This window comes from Marinimicrobium locisalis, from assembly GCF_039822625.1.
Classification (GTDB): domain Bacteria; phylum Pseudomonadota; class Gammaproteobacteria; order Pseudomonadales; family Cellvibrionaceae; genus Marinimicrobium; species Marinimicrobium locisalis.
Map to the genome: position 1 here is coordinate 22,099 of NZ_JBDLLG010000028.1, position 22,148 is coordinate 44,246.

A 22,148-nucleotide genomic window follows, 5' to 3' on the forward strand; every position below is an offset into this window, starting at 1 on the left:
GTTATGCGAGATCTTCTGCGCCCGGTGCCACTGGGTATTTACTTCCTGTCCTTTGCCACCGGTGTTGTCGGAGCGCTGGTGTTGCCCACCTTTAGCGTGTTTCTTGCCAAGGAGTTGGGGGTTAGGCCCTTGCTGGTGGGCCTCCCGTTTACGGGCTTGGCGCTGGCCAGTATTGGTTACAACCAGTGGGTGGGCCACTGGTCCGACAAGCTCTCGGACCGACGCCCTCTGGTCGCCGGCTTTTGCGGGGTCGGTGTGCTTTCATGCGCTATCTTTGCGCTTACCCGCGAGTACTGGCTGGTGGTGTTTTCCGCTGTGGCCCTATTCAGCCTCGGTATGGTCGCATACAGCCAGATGTTGGCCTATAGCCTCGATTATGCCGAGCGCCAGTTGCCACTGGCTCGAATCCCACTGTTCAATGCCATAGTCCGGGCGCAAATTGCTATCGCCTGGGTCGCCGGCCCGCCCGCGGGTTTTTTGCTCGCCTCCTATTTTGGTTTCAGCACCATGTATTGGGTGGCCGCCGGGCTCTTTGTGGTGGTGGGGCTGACCAGTCTCAAACTGTTGCCGAAGCTGCCCGAATCCGACGTGAGTCGTCCGCCCCCGGAACAGAAGGCGGAGAGCCACCAAACCTCGGCTGCGCCGGCCCCCGGTCGCAAATCATTAGTACTATGCTTGGTCGCCTTCTCGCTGATGTGGTGCGTCAATAATGCCTACTTGATTGCCTTGCCCCTGCACTTGGATAACAACCTGGGCATCAGCCCGGAGTGGGTCGGGTGGATTATGGGCACCGCGGCGCTGCTGGAAGTGCCGGTGATGTTGTTGGCCGGCGTGCTCGGGGCCCGGATCAACCTGATGGCGATGGTGCGGTTGGCGGGGGTGGCCGGCTTTATTCTCTACGCCGGGGTGCTGTTTTCCAGCCACCTCTGGCAACTGTTTGCGCTGCAGATATTCAACGCGATTTTTATTGGCGTGTTGGCCGGGCTGGGGGTTTCGGTCATTCAGGCGCTAATGCCCGGGCGCTCTGGCGGTGCCTCGGCGCTGTATACCAATACCACCCACGTGGGCAACCTGCTCAGCAGTGTGCAGGTGGCACTGGTTGCCGACTGGTTTGGTTATGGCGCCGTCTTCTGGGTCAGCCTGGTAATTGTGGCTCTGGCGATGCTGGCTTTTCTGGGGGTTCGCTTCGCTCCTTCGGAGCGTCCGAGCGCGCCGCCGGCACCAGGCTCAGCAGGGTAGAGCCGCTTTTCGGCGTGGTTTCCCGGCCGGCCACAAACGGTTTGAGCTTCCCCCCTTCGGTCACCTCGAACAGGAGTAACGTGCCTCGGCTTTTGCGCTTTTGGAACGCCTCAAAATCAAACTCATCGGTGAGCTTGGTGACCCGTATTTCCGCTCCCTCGCCGATCAAACTGGCCAGTTTGGCATAGGTCACCTGATCGGCGAACAGCGTGGCCCCCTTCAGATCATCCGATACCTGATGCTTTTCCGCCTTGTGGTTCTCCGAGGTATGGCGAATGGTGTACACGTGTTCGCGCCCGAACTCCCCGCGAAAATGCATACAGGCGATGACGTTTAATTCACGCAGCGGTGACAGGGCCAGCAGGTTACCGATGCCGGTTAAGTCCAAGCGTAGGTTGGCAAATTCCGAGGTGGGGTTGCCGTAAAAAGTGCGCAGGCCCGCCATCCGGGCGGCGCGGATGTTGTCCCAGTTTGAGTCACACAGCATGACGGGCAGCTCTTGTTCGCTGAGTGCCTTGCCCAAGGTGCGAGCCACGGCGTTGGCACCGAGAATGAGCACGCCCCGGGGTTCGGGCTCAACGGCCTTGAGAGCCCGCGCCAGCGGCCGGGCCGTGGCGCTTTGGAAAACCACCGTGCCGAGAATTACCGCGAAGGTTAAGGGCAACAGCCATTGCGCTTCCGGGTGTCCCTGCTCGGCTAGGCGCAATGCAAATAGCGCCGAGACGGCCGCGGCAACAATGCCCCGTGGGGCGATCCAGCTCAGGACTACCCGCTCACGCCAATTGAGTTGGGAGCCGATCGTGGCCAGCGCCACGGACAGCGGCCGGGCGACAAACTGAATCACTAACAACAGTATTAACGGGGCCAGCGTAAAAATGCCCAATAGCTGATCTCGGGGCAGGCGCGCGGCCAGAATAATAAACAGCCCCGAGATAAACAAAATGGTGAGGTTTTCCTTGAAGTTCAGGATATTGTGAATCCGCACGTCTTTTTGGTTGCCCAGCCACATCCCCATGACGGTGACACCGAGCAGCCCCGACTCGTGAGCCAAGTGGTTGCAGAGGGTAAACACGATGAACACCACGCTCAGCGTCGCCAGGTTGTGGAGGTACTCGGGTAACCATTGGCGGGCCAGGGCCTTTCCCAGCACGTAGCCGGCGGCCAGGCCGAAAACCAGGCCCACTACGATAATCTCAAGAAACAGCAGCAGGCTGTGACCGAACGGCGCGCCCTGCGCGTGAGTGGCAATAAACTCGTAGACCACCACCACCAACAGGGCGCCCACCGGGTCAATGACAATGCCCTCCCAGCGCAGCACGTTGGCCACTCGCTCAGAGGGGCGCACGCTTCGAAGCAGGGGCGTAATGACCGTCGGTCCGGTTACCACCATTAGGGCGCCGAACAGAATACTCAGGTCCCAGCCGATGCCAAACAGGTAGTGTGTGGTCACCGTGACCACGGCCCAGGTGACGGGGGCGGCGACGGTGATCATTCGGCGCACGACCGTACTCAGGCTCCCGAGTTCGCGCACACTCAGGGTAAGGCTTCCCTCGAACAGAATGACGGCGACCGCTAGGGAGACCAGGGGAAAGAGTAAATCCCCGAACAGAGCATCGGGGTCTAGCCAGCCCCCGATGGGCCCCAGCGCCAGGCCGGCGACCAGCAGAAACAAAATGGCGGGCAGCCGAGCCCGCCATGCGGCCCATTGGCACAACAGTGCCGTGATGCCGATAACCGCGATGGCGAGTCCCGAATTTTCCATAGGGTGTTTCCTTGGTCCGTGTGTGGAGTGGTCGAAGCCGGCTGGCAGAGCGCCCGAGGCCGGCTGGGAAAGCGCCCGCGGCCGGCTGGGAAAGCGCCCGCGGCCGACTGGAAGAGCGCCCGCAGCACGTTAATCGTCGGGCGGAGTATCCAGCCAGTGTCGCAGTTGTTCGTCGCTCGCCTCGTGCAGGCGCCGACGCAGCTTGGCTTCCATTTCGGGCAGACTCTCCTGTACCACTTGGTCAATCAGTCTCTGGCGAGTGATAAGTGCCTGCGGAGTGGAAGGCGGCGCGGAGTTTTCTGCAGGTGCCGGTCCTTTCGTTGCCGCCGTGGGTTGAATAGCGGCTTCTTCTGCCCCTTCGACAACCGGCTGCCCCCAAGAGGGCGGTGGACGGTTGCCATGCAGGCGGGCGCGAATGTGGGCGGGAAGGAAGGGATTCTCTCCACTGGCACGAGTGACTCCGCCAGAGCCCTTGCGCGAGGCCGGACGGGTATCGGCCGAGCGAAACAAAGAGGGCTGCCGGGGCTCGTCGGCCTCAAGGGGCTCGATGGATTCAATCACCTCCCGCAGCACGGGTATGGCATCCTCATCATCCAGCAACCCTTTGATGGACTCCAGCTCTTCCAGCAAAGTGTCTTTGGTATCACCGTTGCGCTCGGCCATGGCAAGGAAGCTCACTCACAGTTGTTGGTGATGAACAGGATAACCCCGCGCCTTGTAAAAACTAAAGTGTTCACGGGTGGTTTTTAACACCTCCTCGGACTGGATCACGATTTCCGCCAGCCGATCGAACCGCTCAAACCCGTCCGGAACCGAACGCCCGAGGTTAACCAGCACATCGTTGTGGTTTTCACTCTGGCCGGCGTGCTCCACCGGGGCGATCTCGATGGCGGTCGCCGGCATGGTCTCATCACTCAGGCGCCGGTGGGGCACAAAGCTGTCTTCCGGGTGGGCCCACAAAAAATCATCAAGGGCCCGGGCCTCCGGCTCTGAGTCCACCACCAACAAAACCCGATGCCCCAGGCGTCGGGCCTTTTCGGCCAGCCGGCCGGCGAATTGCCAGCGGGCTTCCGGCGTCTGCTCTGGCAGAATGTAAAAGTCGACTCGGTTCATGAAGCCTGTTTCAGCAGGTAGTGCATTAGCAGCGGAACCGGCCGACCGGTGGCTCCCTTGGCACTGCCGGAACGCCAGGCCGTGCCGGCAACATCCAGGTGAGCCCAGGGGTATTTCTGAGTGTAGCGGGACAGGAAACAAGCGGCGGTAACGCTGCCCGCCTCGCGACCGCCAATGTTGGCCATGTCGGCAAAATTGCTGTCCAGCTGTTTTTGGTACTCATCCCACAGGGGCATGCGCCAGGCTCGGTCTCCCGATTCTTCGCCGGCGGCGAGCAGAGCCTCGGCCAGCTCGTCCCGGTTGCTGTACAGTCCCGAGGCGTGGCTGCCCAGTGCCATAATGCAGGCGCCGGTCAGAGTCGCCACATCCACCACCGCTTTCGGCTTGAAGCGCTCGGCGTAGGTCAGCGCATCGCACAGGACCAGCCGGCCCTCGGCGTCTGTGTTCAGTACTTCAATGGTTTGGCCGGACATGGAAGTGACAATGTCCCCGGGCTTGGTGGCGCCGCCGCTGGGCATGTTCTCCGAAGCCGCCACCACCGCGACCACATTGATATTGGGTTCGAGCTCAACCAGCGTTTGCATGCACCCGAATACGCTGGCGGCGCCGCCCATGTCGTATTTCATCTCATCCATGCCGGCGCCGGGCTTGAGACTAATGCCGCCGGTATCAAAGGTGATGCCCTTGCCCACCAGTACCACCGGCTTCTGACTTTTCGCCGCGCCCCGGTATTCCATCACAATCAGCTTGGCGGGCTGATCGCTGCCGGCGGAGACCGAGAGCAGGGCGCCCATGCCCAGCTCCTTCATTTGTTTTTCATCCAGTATTTTTGTGGAAAGCTTTTTTTGGCCTCGGCCCAGGCGGCGCGCTTCCGTGGCCAGGTAGCTGGGCGTGCAAATGTTGCCGGGCAAATCGCCCAGCTCGCGGGTCAGGTTGGTGCCCTTGGCCATGGCCGCGCCTTCGCGCAGGCCTGTTTGAAAATCACTCGTGAGGGATTTTTTGGCCGCTCCCACGGTCAGTTTAGTGGGCGCGAAAGGAGGGGCATCACCCTTTTGGCTTTTGCAGCGGGTAAAGCGGTATTGGCCCATGCCCAGCGTGAGCGCTACCTGGCGAGCAAGCCAGCGGGCGTCCCGGCCTTCGATATTCAGCTCGTCGAGGCACAGCGTTAGGGATTTACAGGGCGTATTCTTTAGCGCTTCCAGGGCTTTGCCGAGCGCGCTCTGGTAGGCCGAGGGGCTGGGCTGGAGCTTGCCCAGGCCAAGCACCAGCACCCGTTTTGCCTGGGTGCCCTCGGGGGTATGCAGCAGCAGGGTTTCCCCTTGCTTGCCTTTGAAACCCTCGCGCTTGCACAATGCCGCCAGTTGGCCGCCCTTGCTCTCCAGGGCACTGGCGGAGGCTGACCACTGGTCGCCTTCAAAAGCGGTTACGATCAGGCAGTCACTGCGATCGGTGTTGGCGTTCACGACTTTGGCCGTATATTGCATGCGGTTGCTCCATTACTCGGGTGATTCAGGGTCAAGACAAAAGCGGCCGAGTAAGCGATAATGCCGAGCTTCTCGTTGGGCCGCCTGAAAGTGTCAGACCAACAATGTGATGAATGGTGTCATAAAGGTGCCCTCAAGTTTACGCGATCCTCGCGCAAGGGCAAATTGCCCCGAGAGGTTTAAGAGCAATCGCGTGGCCGGACTCTCAAGATGAGGGGAAACCGTCAGTTAACCGTTAGGATGCGTGTGTGATTATTTTCCGCTACCTCAATCGCGAAATACTGGTAACAACGCTCGCCGTCACCAGTGTTTTGCTTCTGATTTTCATGAGTGGCCGTTTCGTGAAGTATTTGGCCGACGCCGCCGCGGGAGACCTGGCGGTGGACGTGCTGTTCCTCATTATGGGCTATCGGCTGCCGGGCTTTCTCGAGCTGATTATCCCCCTCGGGTTTTTTATTGCGATCCTGTTGGCCTACGGGCGGCTGTACACCGACAGTGAAATGGTGGTCCTGTCCGCCTGCGGCATCAGTCAGGCGCAGTTGATTATTGTGACCATGGTGCCCGCCTTGATGCTGGCGCTGGTAGTGGCCGCGCTCAGTTTGTGGGTCAGCCCCACTGGGGCGCGGGCAACGGAAACCATTCTGGCCGAACAACGAACCCGCAGTGAGTTCGATACTATACAGCCCGGGCGCTTCCAGGCGCTGGGGCGCTCCAACTCCATGGCCTACGCCGGCGAGGTAAGTGACGACAATACCCAACTGCTTAACGTTTTCGTCGCCCAGGGCGAGCGTGAAGCCGGCTCGGTCCGCCACTCAGTGCTGGTGGCGGATTACGCCGAGCAAGCGATGCACCCGGAGTTCGAGCAGCGCTACCTGAATTTGTACAATGGCCGCCGCTACGAGGGGCAACCCGGCTCGGCGGATTATGAGGTGACCGAATTTGAGACCTTTGGCCAGTATATGGCCCCGCCGGACATTGAAGCGAGCATACGCAATCGCTCGGACATTTGGCCCACCTCGGAGCTGATTGGCGCCGCGGATCTGGAGCGCCAGACCGCCCTGCAATGGCGATTGTCGTTGCCGGTGTTGGTGTTGGTGGTAGCGCTAATGGCGGTGCCCCTCAGTCGAACCGATCCGCGCCGGGGGCGTTACGCGAAGATGTTGCCGGCCATTATTCTTTTCATGGTGTACCTCGGGTTGCTCATTGCCCTGCGCGGGTCGATCGAGGGCGGGAAAGTGCCGTTAACGCCGGGGCTGTGGTCGGTGCACATTATTTTCTTGGTGATTGCCTTGCTGATGGTGAACTGGCGCAAAATGGGACTGGCTCGACAGAAACGGCGTATGCGGAGGGCTGACCATGCGTAAAATCAGCCGCTATGTCGGCCGTACGGTATTCTCCGCCATCGCCTTGGTGTTGGTGGTGGTTCTCTCGCTGGACTTAATCGGTGCCTTTATCGATGAGGTCGCCGACCTGCGGGGCGATTACACCGTCTTCGAAGCGTTGATGTACATTATTCTGACAACGCCGGGGCGTATTTATGAATATCTGCCCTACGCCAGTCTCATTGGCTGCCTTGCCGGGCTGGGGCTGTTGGCCAGCTCGAGCGAGCTGGTTGTACTGCGCGCGGCGGGCCTGTCGGTGGCACGCATTACCTGGCTGGTGCTTCGCCCGGTGTTTCTGTTCATTGTATTGGGTCTGGCCCTCGGGGAGTTTGTAACGCCCTACACCGACCAAGTGGCGGAAAGCCGCCGGGCGGTCGCGCTGGGCGGGCAGCGGGCGCTAAACACCGAACGTGGGCTCTGGCACCGGGAAGGCGATGAGTTTCTGTACTTTAACGCCGTGCAGCCCAATGGCGTATTACACGGCATTACCCGGTATCAGTTTGACGACCAGCGCCGGTTGCGTGTCTCCAGTTACGCCGAGCAGGCGACTTTTCAGCAGGGCTATTGGCAGGAAGAGGACGTGGCGGAAACCCGCTTTACGGAGGAAGGGACGGAAACCTCCGCCTTCGCGTTGCGCCGCTGGAAGACCGACTTAACGCCCGCACTGTTGAATATTATCGCTTTGCCCCCCGGGGCCCTGTCCATTCGCAACCTGGCGTATTATTCCGACTACCTCGCCGAGCAGCGGCTGGAAAACAGCGAGTACCGGTTGGCGTTTTGGGAAAAGGCCCTGCAGCCCCTGGCGACCATTAGTCTGGTACTGGTGGCCATCTCCTTTATTTTTGGCCCCCTGCGGGAAGTGACCATGGGGCAGCGTATTTTTACCGGCGTGGTGTTTGGCATCGCCTTCCGCTTGACCCAAAGCCTGCTGGGCCCCTCAAGCCTGGTGTTCGGCTTTCCGCCGGTGCTGGCGGTGCTGGTACCAATACTTGTGTGCGCCGCTCTCGGCTTCTTTTTGCTCAGCCGCACCCGCTAGCGGAGGCTGGCGGGCGCTATCGCTTCTCTTTGGGCAGAAGGATCACCCGGGTTCTGCTGAGCCGACCATGAAGGGTGTGGCCCGAGGGATCCACCCAACGCCAAAAGTACCCCACACCCAGCACCAATAGGGCGGGCAGGGCCATCAGCGCCCGGCCCAGCCGCTGCCCCGGGCGGGCCGCGCCGCCCGAGCGCGCATCCACCAGCTTCAGCCGCCAGGCGCGCATGCCCAGCGTTTGGCCGTGCTTGCCCCAGAAATAATAGAAAAAAAACAGCCACACCCCGAGTAGCCCCAGGAACACCGGCAGCCGCCAGGCGCCCCACTGTATGGCCTCACCCTCCGGGGGCGCTCCCTGAAGGGTCACGTTCAGGAAGGTGACCACCGCCCCATAGCCCAACCCCAACGCCATCAGTAGCAGGCTGTCGTAGACCATGGCGGCAAAACGCCGGAGCAGGTTGGCGCCTTGCAGTGGTGGGGCATCGGCGGCGCTGGATGGGCCGTTGGCGGGGGAGGTTGCATTGCTATTCATTGGGTGGGGTCGCTAGGAATCGTAGTGAATCAGCCATTCACCGGCGCGCTCGGCCGGCTGGCCCAGGGAAATGGTGCCCTCGCCGAGCAGGGGAAACTCCTCCCGGCGCAGGTAAATCTCCGGCTGCTCCGGACCGGAGACATAAGTGCCATTGGTGCTGTGATCCACCAGCACAAACTTGCCGCGCCGAAACAGAATATGGCAGTGGTCGCGCGAGGCGAGCCCGGAGCGAATGTGCATGTGGGCGCCAGCCGGGTCCCGCCCGACGATATAGGGCGTCTGTTCGGGGTGAATGGTCAAGGTCAGCTCGCCGAGGGTCAGATTCAGCTGATAGCCGCTCATTTTCCCCGCAATCTCCTCAATGGACATCACCGTCGTGGCACTGTGGCTCTGCGTGGGGGTTTCCCACTGCAACCGGTAAATCAGGCTGTGACAGGTGTCACCTTTTACCGCAACCCGATCAAACTCCTGACAGCGCTCGCGCAGCTCCCCGGCCAGTTCCTCGGCCAAGCGCTGGGTGAGCACGATTTGGTTGGCCCGCGCGATGTGGGTGACACAGGCGGCGTCATTGACGGTGTCGCCAAAAATATCTTCATTGTCCATCAGGGCAGGGCCGTAAGCGACGCCGATACGCAGGGCGATGCCGTCGCGGCGGGCCTCCCGCTGCATGGCGATGGCGGCCTGACAGGCGGCTTGGGGCGTGTCAAAGCGGGCCATGACCTCATCGCCAATGGTTTTCACGACCTGCCCGCCGTGCTCCCGTGTCTCCTGACTCATCATGGCGATGGCATCATCGACCGACCGCTTTGCCAGCAAATTGCCCAAACGCTTATACAGCGCTGAGCTGCCGGACACGTCGGCAAACATTACGGCCAGCGTTCGGTTGATTGAAGTCATGAGGGCGAACGGAACTCCCGAGCATCAAGAATAGGAGAAAACGCGATGATACCGCGCTGAGCGGCTAAAGCACAGGGGGCTGGGGCAGGAATCGCAGGCGCTAAAACGCATCCTCTCTCACCCAACCGGATCAAGCAAGGTTGTGTTGCCGCTTCAATTGCCCTCCGCGGGATCGAGCCTTTCCAGTTTGACGTCGTGCATTCCCACAAGCAAAGGCTCGCCGTCATCATTCAACCGAAACCGGCCGTAGCGGGCCGGCTCATACCGCTCGGCCTGCCCCTCCTCGAAGAAATAGGCGTTGGTGGCAAACTGCACCCGGCCGTCGCGTTGGCGGAAGTACAGGCGGCGTTCGTCTTGTGCCAAGGGTTCGTTCTTGTCTCCCAAACGTACAAAGTGCGCCACCTTCTGTTCGTTCAAGCGGATGATCGCATAGCCTTGGGTGGCTTCGGAATCATCCGAGGAAAGCGCCTGGCGAATACGGTTGCCCACTTCAAAACGCAGTGCCATGTAATCCCCCTGCATCAGCGAGCGGGGGTCCACCGGCGCGAGCTCCAGAAAAATGACTTCTCCGTGCTCGAGGTGTTGTTCTTTCTCGTAGATCGACCAGTTGACCAACCCCAGAATGACCAGACCGGTAATCAACGCAATGCCTTTACGCATGGGCCGTTTCTCCATCCAGGTTTCTTGAGCAGCGGCGCAGCAGGGCGCGCAATGCCAGGAAGACCAGTCCCAAAACCAGAAGGGTGGCGGACTTTTCCAACAAGGTCAGGTCCAGGCGGTAGTAGTAGGTGGATATTGAAAACAGCAACGACACGATGCCCAGCCCGGTCAGAAGTCGGTGGCTGATGGCGAACCCCAGTGCAAACAACACCGCGCCCTGCGTCAGACCGTAAGCAAACGACGAACTCAGGCACAGTGCTATCAGCGCCGCCACACCGGCGGCCATGGTTCGGGACGAAAGCGCTACCTCATTGGTTTTGACAACCCAATAAGCCAAATAGCCGAGAGTGGCACCGGTCAGCCACTCGCCCAGCCAGTGAGGTACCCATACCGTGGCCATGCCGCTGTCCAGCAACTCCGGAAAGCGGATCAGGTACTGAATGACTAGCAGCGCCAACGTCAGGCCCATGGCCGCGGATTTGATGGCCTCGCGTCGGAGCGGGTAGCGGAACTCATTCAGCCAGAGGCCGCAGGCAAGGGCGAGCGCCAGAGGCGCCACAAGGTAGGGCGCGCCCGTTTCCACGCCCAGGAAAAACAACGATAAAGCGGCAAACAAGGTGGAGAATATCCGGTGTAGGTTGCTGGCCATAAGCACCGCCAACAGTGTGTGCAGCACCAGCATGCCGACCCAGAACAGCGCGTTAATATCATCGATCCAGCGACCGATGGCATAAGCTACCAGCAATTGCCCGGCCAGGCTGAAGGCCAACACCAACTGTTCCAGAAAAGTGCTCTGCGGCCGTCGCAACAACGCGTAGGCGCCGCCGATCAACGCCGCACCCAACACAAAGGCGACGGCGGCGTTCTCCAATGCCTGAAGAAAGCCCAGCCCCACGAAGCCCATCAAAAACAGCGCGGACAGCCAGCCCCCGATACCCTGCAATACCAGCAGGTACCAGGGGGCGGATGGGCCTTGATCACTGGCCGGTTGCAGGGCAATGCCCGCTTCCCGCAGTCGGGGCCGGGGGTCAGTAGTCGGCGTCATGATGCAGCACTCGGTTCAGGTGAATCAGCCAGCGTACGGAGGCGGTCGTCAGGCCGATGGTAATGACGCTGAGTAACAGAAAGGTGCCCTCGTCCTGAAAGCTCACGTGGTAAACGAACAACCAATCCACCACGACGATAAACGACAGACAGCCACCGGCAAGCATAAACAGGTCGGGCTTGAGGTGCCGGTAGACCCAATAGAGGGCGCCCAGCACCAGCCCATAGACCAGCAGCTCCGGGCCGACCCCGTCGCTCTTGGAGGAGGAAATATCGATCAAGGCGAGCCAGGTGGCCGCCATACCGGCCCCGGTGGCCAGAAGTCGTTGCGGCCAACCCGTATCCAGCCAGGGCAGGTGCCGGCTGCTGACTTCCCAGGCCACCAGGGCGAGGCCGTTAACCAAGAGCAGCCCCCAGGCAATGCCCGTATCACCACTGAACAGCCAAAGGGCGTTAAACGTCTCGTGGTAGAGCAGGGCGGCAATATTCCACAGCCCGATTACCAGCAGCCAGAGCGCGGGCAGCCGGGCAATCAGCGCCCAAGGCAGAATCATCAGGCTCCAGGTAAAAAACAGCTGCCAAGGGTCAGCGCCGGTCTGATAGGTCTGCCCGAACAGCGCCAGCAAGCCGCCCACCAACAGCGCGGCGGTGAAGAGCAATGCCTGGGCCACGGGGCCGCACCCGCCCCGCCACAGATAAACACCAAGAGCGATCACCAGCGCAAGCTCCACCAACACAAACCGGCCGATGCGGTCCATGGCGGTCCAGTTGTAGGCAATAAAAAACAGCACAGAGAAACCGAGCGCCAGAGCGCTGAGCCAGAGCAAGAGGTGGTCAAGGAAGGCGCGCCAGCGCGGCAAAGAAGGGTAGAGACCGAGTAGCGTAGCCGCGCGCGGGTAGTCTGCGGGAGCGATTTCCTCCCGATCGATCAAGCGGTCCAGTTGTTGGCGGCGCGTCGTGTCCATGAAAGGGGTCCGTGTTGGTTTGACGGGCAGTATACCTAGGCTGCGAGCCTTTCACTGTTGAGGTAGGCGTTGAGCCGGGCTTTAGTCATCGAACAGGCTCTTCTCTTTTACGAACAGTTGATGGAAACCTTCGGTCATGTCCAACAGCTCGGCGGCGCGGTAATAGCGCGACAGCGCAACGCTCAGATCGCCTTGCTCCATGCGCTGAAGCGTGGAGCGTGCCACTCCGAGCCGGAGGGCAAAGGCGTTCAGGTCGTCCATTGGGAACGCCGCCTTGCGGGCGGCTTTCAGCCTTTGGCCCAGTTGGGGGAGAGTCGTGGGTGTTTCCGGTAGCATGGCGGTTAACTTTTATCGAAAGCTTCGGGGTCGACTTTACCGAAATAACGGTATAAAAGCCAGTTTTTAGGCGGTTTTACCGATATATAGGTATTTAAAGGGGGCGGTATCAAAGCCGTTCCCCGCCGAATGGGACAAACTCAACGCAGAGCTACAAGCACCGGATCGCAAAGCGCGCGAAGAAGGCGCCAGTAAAGAACTGACCGAGCTCAAAGCCCGGGAGCATCAGCTCGCTGATACGGCGGCAAGCCATCAACAGGTTTACGGGCGTAAAATCCGATTGACTCGTTCAGCATCCTGCTCATTGACGCCGACCTGATCGCCTGGGTGGATGGAGGTTGCAGCCACGCGAGCATTTCCAGTCTCTTACTCGGCCTCGGCCACATTGAGATCATAGAGGTAAAGCTCATCCGACTCTCCCACCAGTACCAGCTGGTGGGTGGCGGCCACATAGGTGAGGGGGCCCGGATTGTAATCCTGGGTGTTCTCTAGTTGTTGCAGGACGGCCTGCTTCTGGTGGTCCACCACATAGACGGCCCGAACCTCGTCCTGGGCGATAACCAGTACCGCCAAATCGGTGTCGGGAACCATCTCCACATTGGTGAGCTTACCCTCAATATTCAGGGCTCGATGCAAAGGCTCAACTTGCCAGCCTTCATCGTTGCGGTGAATAGTGCCAAAACGGTCACCGCAGCCGTAAAAGATTTTGTCGTTTACATTAATGGAGTCGGTTCGCCAAAAATCGCTGTTGTGGCTCTGTTGTTGGCTGCTGTGGAAGAAGCTGGGGCCGGCCCGGCAGGGCCGCGCTGACCAGAGCGCCTCGCCATCTTCCAGGGACCGTTCCTCGATACGTCCACCGGCTGAGGCCACCAGCAGTCGGTCGTTGACCACGGCAATCGTGGTGATTTTGCGGGAGGAAAACCAACCCCCCAGCTCCCACTCATTCAACAGATCGCCCTCGGGCAGGGAATAGAGGCGAAGGGATTCGTCCTCGTAGCCCGAGGTTACATAGCGGTGCTCGTCCACCACGACGAGGCCTGACTGAGTAGGGATGTGAATGTTTTGCTCGCCCATGTGGGTTAGAGCACCCTCCCGCATCACATAGGGCCTTACCCCATCAATCAATATCTCCTGGTCACTCAGCCAAGTGAAATGCCTCAGAGGGGCGGATTGAATTTCGGCGGGGATATCCTTTGGTTGACTCGGGCTCTCTGGGTTAATTCGTTCGACAAAACCTTCATACGTAAAAAACAGGGATACATGGTTGCCGACCCAGTCGGCCGCAGATACGTGCTTTTCCGATGCTGCGTTGTCGGCTAGAAGGTGGGGCTCTAAATTCTCTAAATCCAGCAGCGAGTAAACGCCGCCTCCCTCTCGAATTAGGACGTAGGGAAGCGAGGCGGCTGCGCTAACAGCCGCACTATCGTTCCCCTTGTAGGTTAATTCAAAATCAAGAGCTTTCACTTTCTTAAACGGCGTTTGCTCCGCTGTCGCAGTGCCGACTGTCAATAGAGCTACCAATAGCACCAAAATCACTGTTCGTGTTGTCATATTAACCCGCCACCACATAGCCAAAATAGGCAGACCAAACGTACCACGAACGCAGAGGATGGCGGGCGCACCCGCCCGCGTCTGCACGTTTTTGAGAGCGATGTCACATTTTGGGTCCCTGACGGCGGCTCTATCGATGCCTCGCCCGTAGGGCACCCATGCGGTGCCAAAAACCAAGGCCCCCGCGCATCACCAACCCCCCCACGCCGAATGAGACAACGTCAACGCCGACCTGATCGCCCGGCTGGATGGAGGTTGCAGCCACGCGAGCACTTCCCGTCTATCACTGGGTTACATTGAGATCATAGAGGTAAAGCTCATCCGACTCTCCCACCAGTACCAGCTGGTGGGTGGCGGCCACATAGGTGAGGGGGCCCGGATTGTGATCCTGGGTGTTCTCTAATTGTTGCAGGACGGCTTGTTTCCGGTGGTCCACCACATAGACGGCCCGAACCTCGCCTTGGGCGATAACCAGTACCGCCAAATCGGTGTCGGGAATCATCTCCACATTGGTGAGTTTACCCTCAATATTCAGGGTTTGATGCAAAGGCTCAACCTGCCAGCCTTCATCGGTGCGGTGAATAGTGCCAAAACGGTCGCCGCAGCCGTAAAAGATTTTGTCGTTTACATTAATGGAGTCGATACGCCAGAAAGAACTGTTGTGGCTCTGTTGTTGGCTACTGTGGAAAAAGCTGGGGCCCTCCCGGCAGGGCCGGGCCGACCAGATCGCCTCGCCATCTTCCAAGGACCGCTCCTCGATACGTCCGCCGGCCGAGGCCACCAGCAGCCGGTCGTTGACCACGCCAATCGTGGTGATTTTTCGGGAAGAATACCAGCGCCCCAGCTTCCACTCGTTCAGGAGGTCGCCCTCGGGTAGGGAATAAAGACGAAGGGATTCGTCCTCGTATCCCGAGGTTACGTAGCGGTGCTCGTCCACCACAACGAGGCCTGACTGAGTGGGGACATGGGAACGATGTTGGTCGCTACCCATGGGAGTCAGCACATCGCCCACCATCTCATAGGGGGTTACTTCATCAATCAATATTTCCTGCTCACCCAGCCAAGTGAAGCGTCTCAAGGGGGCAGCTTGAATTTCAGCGGGGATATCCTTCGGCTGGCTCATGTCCTTCGGGTTTATGCGCCTAACCTTAGATGAAAAAAACAGAAGCAGGTGATTATTTCCCCAGTGTGCCCCAAAAACATAGTTGTCTTTATCGGCGGTCTCGTTATTGGCAACAGTGCGGGATTCCTGCGTCTGTGTATTTAGTAACCAATATACACCACCGTTCTCTTCTACTAAAACGTAAGGTAGAGATCTGGCGGCGAAAACCGCCGTTCTGCCATGTCCCTTATACTTCAAGTCGATGTCGGCGGTACCCGACCGCTTAAACGGCTTTTGATCCGCATGTGAAGAACTGGCCATACAAATCGTGGCCAGTAGAGCTAGAGTGACTGTTTGCATTCTCATATTAACCTGCCACCACATAGCCAAAATAGTACTTGGAAAAATCCGCTAAGCTTAGCATGCTAGCATTTATATCTTCTTTTTCCTTTCCCCAGCTGTAGGCTTTGAGCGAAGGTACCTGCTCTTCAAGGGACTTTTGCATTTGTGCTGGATCTGGGTGGTGTGGAATGCTCATTGGCTGCACCTCACTCAATACCACCCAGTGGTTGGGGATGGCCTTGAGGGTAAAAGGGCCTGTGACTACTTTGGCTGCAATAAACAGACAGACATTTTTGTTGTGTTGATAGTCCTGGGCGGCTGCAAGCAGGTGCTCCGGTTCGTGGCTGGAAAGGACCCGGGCTTTCTCCTGTACTTGTGAGTAGCCCGCCGCTTTAAACCAGCTGGTCAGACGACCCGGCAAAGTGATGCCCGACGCGTCATTCGCCACGGAACCGTGCCTGAAAATGCGGTTTTCGGAGTCCCTGAGGCTGGCCAGGGCAATCCAGTCCACGGCTTCAATACGTCTTTCATTGTCACCATTACCCGACACAAGCTGGCCATTTTTGCAAGCGGTGGAGGGCTCGACTTCAAGGTCATTGATTTTGGCTTTTCCTGTGACAAAGAGGTCTCGGACGTATTGTACGTAAAGCGCTGGGGCGTCTTTGGCGAGGCAGTACATAAAGGCAGCCGGGCCACAAAGGCTGGCACCACTTTGGCTAATCAGCCAAGGTTTTCTTATGCGGATTTCAATATCACTAACGATATTAAAGCCATTGTTGCTGCCCTTTATCTGAAAGGCCGGCTTAAATCCTGGCTGCAGCACCTCCTTTCTAAACTCTGCCATCAGGTGGTTGGCCTGGCTCAAATCCCGATTGATGACACGCGCCGGTTGGACGCGGGGCTTATTGGCGCGAGGGGTGGGGATGTTGACGGCTTGATTCATGATATTCACTCCTTGTAATAGACGGACCAAGCGTACCACGAACGCAGAGGATGGCGGGCGCACCCGCCCGCGTCTGCACGCTTTTGAGAGCGATGTCACATTTTGGGTCCCTGACGGCTGCTCTATCGATGCCCCACCCAGTAGGGCACCCACGTGGTGCCGCTCGACGCCTAAATTCGGTACACTCCGGGTTTGTATGATGTACCCCAAGCGACAAGGACCCGGCCCCATGCCCCGCTTTCTCCACACCGCCGACTGGCAGATCGGCCGCCAGTACAGCCGCTTCGCCGAAGAAGACGCCTCGATCCTGGCCGACGCCCGCTTCACCGTCATCGAGCGACTGGCCGCGCTGGCCACCGAACAGGCCGTGGATGCCGTCCTGGTCGCCGGGGATGTGTTCGATGCCCAGACCGTTTCGGACCGGACTATCCACCGCACCTTTCAGGCCATGGCCGGCTTCTCCGGCCCCTGGCTGCTCCTGCCCGGCAACCACGACGCCGCCCTGGCGGAAAGCGTCTGGAGCCGGGCCCAGCGCCTGAGCGCGGTGCCGAGCAATGTCGAGCTGCTGCTGACACCGGAGGTGCGCGTCTATCAGAACCTGGGCTTTGCCGTGCTGCCCGCACCCCTGACCCAGCGGCAGACCTACAACGACCTCACCGAATGGTTCGACCGTGCCGACACCCCCGACGGCCTGCTGCGCATCGGCCTGGCCCACGGCAGCGTCGAGGGCCAACTGGCTGAGGAAATCGACTCCACCAACCCCATTTCCGCCGACCGGGCGGCTACGGCCGGGCTGGACTATCTGGCCCTGGGGGATTGGCACGGGTTTAAGGTCATCGACGCCCGCACCCGCTACAGCGGCACCCCGGAGCAGGAGCGATTCAAGGACAACGGCGCCGGCCAGGCCTTGATCGTCGATATTGAGCAGCCCGGAGCCGAGCCCCAGGTACAGACCCACACCACCGGCCAGTTCCAGTGGATAAAGCACCAGGGCACCCTGGCCGTGGCCAGCGACCTGGATCGGCTGATCGCCGAGCTGGACGCCCTGCCACCGCGCTCGGTGGTGGACCTGACAGTGGACGGCGAAGTGGACCTGTCCGGTTACCAGGCGCTGCTGCACTACCTCGGTGGGGCCGAGGCCCGCCACCGCAGCTTTCAGTCTCACCTGTCCGGCCTGAACCTCATACCCACCGAGGAGGATATCGCCGCACTGCACGCCGACGGTTACGTGGGCGAAGTGATTGGCGACCTGCGTGAACGGCAGGAAGGCCAAGGTGAGGAGCCCGACACCGCCCGCACGGCCCTGGCGATTCTGGCCGGCATGCTGCGCGACTCCAGTCTGGCTTCCGAGAGCGAACGGACGGAGGGGAAAATGAAGGAGAGTGAACAATGAAGTTGACCCGTCTGCACCTGGACCAACTCAAACAGTTTCGCCAGCCCCTGGAAATCCGCGACCTGACCGATGGCATCAACTTGTTTGTCGGCCCCAACGAGTCCGGCAAAAGCACCCTGGTCCGCGCCATTCGCGCCGCCTTTTTCGAGCGCTACAAATCCAACAGCGTGGATGACCTGCGGCCCTGGGGCGACACCTCGGCCACTCCGGAAATCGAACTGGAATTCGACTGGCAGGGCGAGCACTGGACGCTCAACAAACGCTTCCTCGGCAAAAAACGCTGCGACCTCAAAGTCGGCAGCCAACACTTCAGTGGCGAAGAGGCGGAAGAAAAGCTGGCCGAGATGCTCGGCTACCAATTCCCCGGACGCGGCGCCAGCAAAGCCGAACACTGGGGCATCCCCGGCCTGTTGTGGGTGGAGCAGGGCGCGGTGCAGGACATTCAGGGGCCGGTCAACCACGCCGGTGAACACCTGCAGTCGGCACTGGGCCAGAGCCTGGGCGAAGTGGCCAGCAGCGGCGGCGACGAGCTGATCGCCCGGGTGGAAAAAGAGCGCGCCGAACTGCTGACCAGCACCGGCAAGGAAACCAAAGACTACAAAAAAGTGCTGGAAGACTACCGGCACAGTCAGGAACGCCTCGACGCCCTGAACCAGTCCGTCGAACAGTATCGCCAACAGGTGGATCAGCTCGGCGTATTGATCGAACAAAAACAGACCATTGATGCCGCCCGCCCCTGGGAAGATCAGCGTCGCAAAGCCGACACCGCGAAAAGCCAACTGAGCGAAGTCCAACGCTGGCAGAGCGAACAACGACAGGACCAGCAGGCGCTGGACAACTGCCGCCAAAGCCAGGCGGTCTATCGCCAGCAACTCAAAGACTTTGAAAACCAGCAGCACCAGCTCACCCAACGCGCCGAGGACAAAGCTAAAGCCGAAGCCCAGTTGCAAGAATGCCGCGACCGCCGGCCCCAGCTGGAAAAACGCCGTGCCGACGCCGAGCAAGCCTACGAGCAGGCCCGGAGCCTACGCGAGCAAGCCCGCCACCAGGCGGAGCGAGCCCGGCTGCAACAGCAGATCGACCAGCTGGCTGAACGCCAAAGCCAACAGGCGGACGCGCTCAAGCAGGCCACCGAACTGCAACAGGCCTTAAAGGGGCTGCAAGCACAACAGCCCTCCACAGACATTGACCCGACCGCACTGGCCCAACTGAAACGCACGGAGCAAGCGCTGGCGGAGCTGGCCATCCGACAGAAGGCACTCGCGACCCGGTTGAACTACGAGCTGGAACCGGAACAATCCATCACCGTCGGCGACGAGACCGTCACCGGCCAGGGAGAAACCCTGCTGGTGGAGGCGACCGACCTACGTATTCCCGGCGTCGGCCGTTTGCGCATTCAGCCCGGCGGCACCGATGTGGCGGACCTGCAGCGTCAGCAAGAAGCGCTGCAGGCCGAGCAGAGCAGTTTGTTGCGCCGCCTCGGTGTCGACAGCCTGGAAGAGGGCGAGCACCGCGCCACTGAAAGTCAGCGGCTGGCGCAAACCATCGAGCGCGAACAGGCGCGGCTGGACATCCTCGCCCCCAAAGGCGTCGACGCCTTGCGCTCGGCTGCGGAGCAGGACAGCGCACGCCTGGAAGCACTGCGCGCACAGCTGGAGCAATTACCTGAAGTGCAAGCGAACGTAACCTCGGAAGAAAACGCCGAGGCGGACCTGGAGGCGGCCCGCGCCGAACTCAAGCGAGCCGAAGACGCGCTCACTCAACACCAGCAGCAACAAGGCCTGGCGGAGCAGGCCAGCGCCAGCGCCCACACCGAATGGGACAAACTCAACGCCGAACTGCAAGCGCCGGATCGCAAAGCCCGCGAAGAAGGCGCCAATAAAGAACTGACCGAACTGAAAGCCCGGGAGCACCAGCTCACCACCGCCATCGACACCCGACAAAAGAAAATTGATGCCGAGCAACCCGAAGTGCTCGAGCAGGACATCGAACGCTTTACAAAGTCCGCGAATGCGATGGAAACCCAGGCGCGGGAGCGGGGGCAGAACATCCGCGACCTGCAAGTCCGCCTGGAAGAGCAGGGCGCCCAGGGCCTGGAAGAAAAACGCGATGAAGAAGCCCAGATCAACCAACGCCTGGCCCAGCGCCGGGATGAACTCACCCGGCGCGCCCAGGCGCTGGACCTGCTGCTCAGCCTGCTCAAAGACAAACGCCAGGCCCTGACCCGTCAGCTACAGGCGCCCCTGCAGAAACACCTGAACCACTACCTGAAACTGCTGTTTCCCCAAGCGCACCTGAGTGTGGATGAAAACCTCATGCCCACCACCCTGACGCGCCCCCACGGCACCGGGGAAGAGCAGGGCGACCTGCCGTCGCTAAGCTACGGCGCTCGGGAGCAGATGGGCCTGATCAGCCGCCTGGCCTACGCCGACCTGCTACGCGAAGCCAGCAAACCCACGCTCATCATCCTGGACGACGCCCTGGTCCACAGCGACGCCCAGCGGCTGGACCAGATGAAACGCATCCTGTTCGACGCCGCCCGCCGACACCAAGTGCTGCTGTTCTCCTGCCATCCGGAGAATTGGAGGGATTTGGGGGCTACACCGAGGGATTTGCAGGGCTTGAAGGTGGAGTAGAGGTGGGTACAGCACTGCGGAATTGGTGTTTGTCGGCCTGTACAGCCCGAAAGTTTCCGTATAATGTCCTTGGTAAGAAAATTTCCGTTTTAAGTGCTATACGTTCTAAACTAGAGCTGACTGGGCTCACAGAGCATTCTTTAAGAGCGAAAAGCTTCCATCTAACTATACCGTTACGCCTGAAGTAATATAATGAAGAACATTGATCGCTACAATCTCGTGTGTAATATTGCGCTAAAGTTGCAGGCAGAATTTAACACATCCGGGATTAATGTTTTTCTGGGAAGCTTTGGTGTTGAACATGATATGGTTAATATCGTTCCCTCAAAGAGAGTATATGTAGAAGGGTTACTTTCGAATGTTCCAGATTCTACAGTAATTAGAATAGCTAGAGACCTTGGCTTTGACGTCCCGAACTCGTCAACTGAGTCAAGCAGAGTGCTGCAGAACTATCTATCTACAGGTGGCTACCAGGCCGCAATACATGATTTTGAACGGGCTCTTGCGTATGTAAGTTCCGATCCAGAACAGGCTCTCGGGAGCGCTTCATCCACACTAGAGAGTATTTGCAAGGCTATACTAGAAAGGCTTAATTTTGCCCACCCGAAGGATGAAAGTCTTCAGTATCTCCTTCGCTTAGTTTTTGAAAGAATGAATTTGTCGCCTGAGGGGCACGCTGATCCAGATATAAAGCGGGTTCTAGGAGGGTTGCTCAATGCCGCAGTGGGTGTTGGGGTACTGCGTACGAAATATAGCGGCTTCCATGGGAAGAGTATGGAGCAGAAGCGGAAACGTCTGACGGACAGACACGCTAGGCTATCTGTGAACTCTGCTAGCGCGGTAGGGTTGTTTCTAATCGAAACGTATAGCGAAATGTACGCTTGATGTACTGAAATGTCTCAAAATCATTACGTTCCTTCGCAGTACCTGTTCTGAACGTGTGCCACTCCAAAGCTGCATGTGTTGGAGGCATTAATTAGTACAGCTCCCAAGATTAGGTAGGAGTTATTATAATGGGAAATCACTGTAAAGAGCACTTCGCCAATCTGAACCGAAGGATTGGAAAGGTCATTGATGAATCATTTGCATCGGAACATGGTGCTTCCCTAACTGAGCTTTTTCAGTTTTCAGAAGACTTAAATATATGGCTTGAACTGCTCAGCGATAGAACGGATCGCACTATTCTAGTTAGTGCAATTCAAGAGTTCGAGTTGGGCTTTCAAGCAGTTGTGGGCGGTCAATACCGGTATTCATTCATAGCGCAGCGATACTTTTTGGAGCAAATCTTCCGCTTTATATATCTCTCAACCAACGAACTACATCTGCGCCATTGGAAACTTGGTCTTCGAGATATCTCATGGGGAGCCCTTGTGGACAAGGAGAACGGAATATTGTCTAAGGTTTTTATAAGAGCGTTTTATCCGGAAGTGGAAGTTGAAGGTGATCACTTGATTAAAGTTGCATCGAAACTTTATAGAGAGTCCTCCGAGTTCATACATGGAAACTTTAACAAAATTGAAGAGCTGCCGAACAATCTGGAATTTCATTCATCGTTGTTGGGTAGGTGGATAGATTTTATGGAAACATGTAAATTCGTAGCGTTGTTTCTCCTGTTTATGAGGTTCTCCAAGGATATCGATAAGCAAGGCATGGCTAGGCTTGAAGATATGGCAAAAGAAGAGTTAGGTGGGATAGAAGAGTTTAATATTCTGTTCGCTAATTGAAGGGATTTAG

20 protein-coding genes are annotated in these 22,148 nt (G+C 58.9%); 7 read left to right on the plus strand and 13 right to left on the minus strand.

The genetic code is table 11. The annotated features are described in order from the left end of the window. The first annotated feature begins 3 nt into the window (after window positions 1-3). Window positions 4-1,239 carry a sugar efflux transporter gene (locus AAE514_RS16240; protein ID WP_347332609.1) on the plus strand — a complete coding sequence of 412 codons (1,236 nt, stop codon included), beginning with the start codon at window positions 4-6 and terminating at the stop codon, window positions 1,237-1,239. Here AAE514_RS16240 and AAE514_RS16245 read toward each other — a convergent pair. The 4 genes from AAE514_RS16245 to AAE514_RS16260 all read right to left on the minus strand — a co-directional run bounded on the left by AAE514_RS16245 (window position 1,136) and on the right by AAE514_RS16260 (window position 5,598). Next, entirely contained in the window at window positions 1,136-3,001 is a 1,866-nt protein-coding gene (locus tag AAE514_RS16245; RefSeq protein ID WP_347332610.1) for a cation:proton antiporter, read from the minus strand. The two genes, AAE514_RS16240 and AAE514_RS16245, sit on opposite strands and share 104 nt — an antisense overlap. Window positions 3,002-3,130: 129 nt before the next feature. Beyond that, complete coding sequence (locus AAE514_RS16250) at window positions 3,131-3,664, minus strand: hypothetical protein (protein WP_347332611.1); 534 nt, start codon at window positions 3,662-3,664, stop codon at window positions 3,131-3,133. Between the two features lie 15 nt (window positions 3,665-3,679). Next, window positions 3,680-4,114, minus strand: a complete 435-nt coding sequence (locus AAE514_RS16255) for a DNA polymerase III subunit chi (protein WP_347332612.1) — start codon at window positions 4,112-4,114, stop codon at window positions 3,680-3,682. Next, complete coding sequence (locus AAE514_RS16260; RefSeq protein ID WP_347332613.1) at window positions 4,111-5,598, minus strand: leucyl aminopeptidase; 1,488 nt, start codon at window positions 5,596-5,598, stop codon at window positions 4,111-4,113. Before AAE514_RS16260 ends, AAE514_RS16255 begins: the two co-directional genes overlap by 4 nt. Before the next feature lie 248 nt (window positions 5,599-5,846). Between AAE514_RS16260 and lptF the strand changes: the two genes are divergently transcribed. Both lptF and lptG read left to right on the plus strand, forming a co-directional pair. Next, on the plus strand, window positions 5,847-6,962 hold the full coding sequence (gene lptF / locus AAE514_RS16265) for an LPS export ABC transporter permease LptF (protein WP_347332614.1): 1,116 nt from the start codon (window positions 5,847-5,849) through the stop codon (window positions 6,960-6,962). Continuing rightward, window positions 6,955-8,016 (plus strand): LPS export ABC transporter permease LptG, encoded by a 1,062-nt coding sequence (lptG, locus tag AAE514_RS16270; protein ID WP_347332615.1) that lies wholly within the window; start codon window positions 6,955-6,957, stop codon window positions 8,014-8,016. The genes lptF and lptG overlap by 8 nt, the downstream gene beginning before the upstream one ends. Window positions 8,017-8,032: 16 nt before the next feature. Here the strand turns inward: lptG and AAE514_RS16275 are convergent, their stop codons facing one another. The 9 genes from AAE514_RS16275 to AAE514_RS16315 all read right to left on the minus strand — a co-directional run bounded on the left by AAE514_RS16275 (window position 8,033) and on the right by AAE514_RS16315 (window position 16,385). Next, complete coding sequence (locus AAE514_RS16275; protein WP_347332616.1) at window positions 8,033-8,545, minus strand: RDD family protein; 513 nt, start codon at window positions 8,543-8,545, stop codon at window positions 8,033-8,035. A gap of 12 nt (window positions 8,546-8,557) precedes the next feature. Next, window positions 8,558-9,442, minus strand: a complete 885-nt coding sequence (locus AAE514_RS16280) for an adenylate/guanylate cyclase domain-containing protein (RefSeq protein WP_347332617.1) — start codon at window positions 9,440-9,442, stop codon at window positions 8,558-8,560. 153 nt (window positions 9,443-9,595) lie between these two features. Continuing rightward, on the minus strand, window positions 9,596-10,102 hold the full coding sequence (locus AAE514_RS16285) for a GDYXXLXY domain-containing protein (RefSeq protein ID WP_347332618.1): 507 nt from the start codon (window positions 10,100-10,102) through the stop codon (window positions 9,596-9,598). Beyond that, window positions 10,095-11,147, minus strand: a complete 1,053-nt coding sequence (locus AAE514_RS16290) for a DUF4401 domain-containing protein (RefSeq protein WP_347332619.1) — start codon at window positions 11,145-11,147, stop codon at window positions 10,095-10,097. Before AAE514_RS16290 ends, AAE514_RS16285 begins: the two co-directional genes overlap by 8 nt. Then, entirely contained in the window at window positions 11,131-12,111 is a 981-nt protein-coding gene (locus AAE514_RS16295; protein ID WP_347332620.1) for a DUF2157 domain-containing protein, read from the minus strand. Before AAE514_RS16295 ends, AAE514_RS16290 begins: the two co-directional genes overlap by 17 nt. Before the next feature lie 81 nt (window positions 12,112-12,192). Then, complete coding sequence (locus AAE514_RS16300) at window positions 12,193-12,447, minus strand: helix-turn-helix domain-containing protein (RefSeq protein ID WP_347332621.1); 255 nt, start codon at window positions 12,445-12,447, stop codon at window positions 12,193-12,195. A gap of 366 nt (window positions 12,448-12,813) precedes the next feature. Further along, the gene (locus tag AAE514_RS16305) at window positions 12,814-13,998 is read right to left on the minus strand and encodes a hypothetical protein (protein WP_347332622.1); all 1,185 of its coding nucleotides are present in this window, start codon (window positions 13,996-13,998) and stop codon (window positions 12,814-12,816) included. Between the two features lie 283 nt (window positions 13,999-14,281). Then, on the minus strand, window positions 14,282-15,121 hold the full coding sequence (locus AAE514_RS16310; RefSeq protein ID WP_347332623.1) for a hypothetical protein: 840 nt from the start codon (window positions 15,119-15,121) through the stop codon (window positions 14,282-14,284). 346 nt (window positions 15,122-15,467) lie between these two features. Then, the gene (locus AAE514_RS16315; RefSeq protein ID WP_347332624.1) at window positions 15,468-16,385 is read right to left on the minus strand and encodes a hypothetical protein; all 918 of its coding nucleotides are present in this window, start codon (window positions 16,383-16,385) and stop codon (window positions 15,468-15,470) included. A gap of 229 nt (window positions 16,386-16,614) precedes the next feature. On the opposite strand from AAE514_RS16315, the gene AAE514_RS16320 reads away from it, so the two are divergent. From AAE514_RS16320 to AAE514_RS16335, 4 genes are all read left to right on the plus strand, one after another. Next, a complete protein-coding gene (locus AAE514_RS16320; RefSeq protein ID WP_347332625.1) occupies window positions 16,615-17,778 on the plus strand; it encodes a metallophosphoesterase family protein in 1,164 nt (387 codons plus the stop codon). Beyond that, the gene (locus tag AAE514_RS16325; RefSeq protein WP_347332626.1) at window positions 17,775-20,414 is read left to right on the plus strand and encodes an AAA family ATPase; all 2,640 of its coding nucleotides are present in this window, start codon (window positions 17,775-17,777) and stop codon (window positions 20,412-20,414) included. The genes AAE514_RS16320 and AAE514_RS16325 overlap by 4 nt, the downstream gene beginning before the upstream one ends. 192 nt (window positions 20,415-20,606) lie before the next feature. After that, the gene (locus AAE514_RS16330) at window positions 20,607-21,299 is read left to right on the plus strand and encodes an abortive infection family protein (RefSeq protein WP_347332627.1); all 693 of its coding nucleotides are present in this window, start codon (window positions 20,607-20,609) and stop codon (window positions 21,297-21,299) included. A gap of 128 nt (window positions 21,300-21,427) precedes the next feature. Beyond that, window positions 21,428-22,138 (plus strand): hypothetical protein, encoded by a 711-nt coding sequence (locus AAE514_RS16335; RefSeq protein ID WP_347332628.1) that lies wholly within the window; start codon window positions 21,428-21,430, stop codon window positions 22,136-22,138. Window positions 22,139-22,148: the final 10 nt, after the last annotated feature.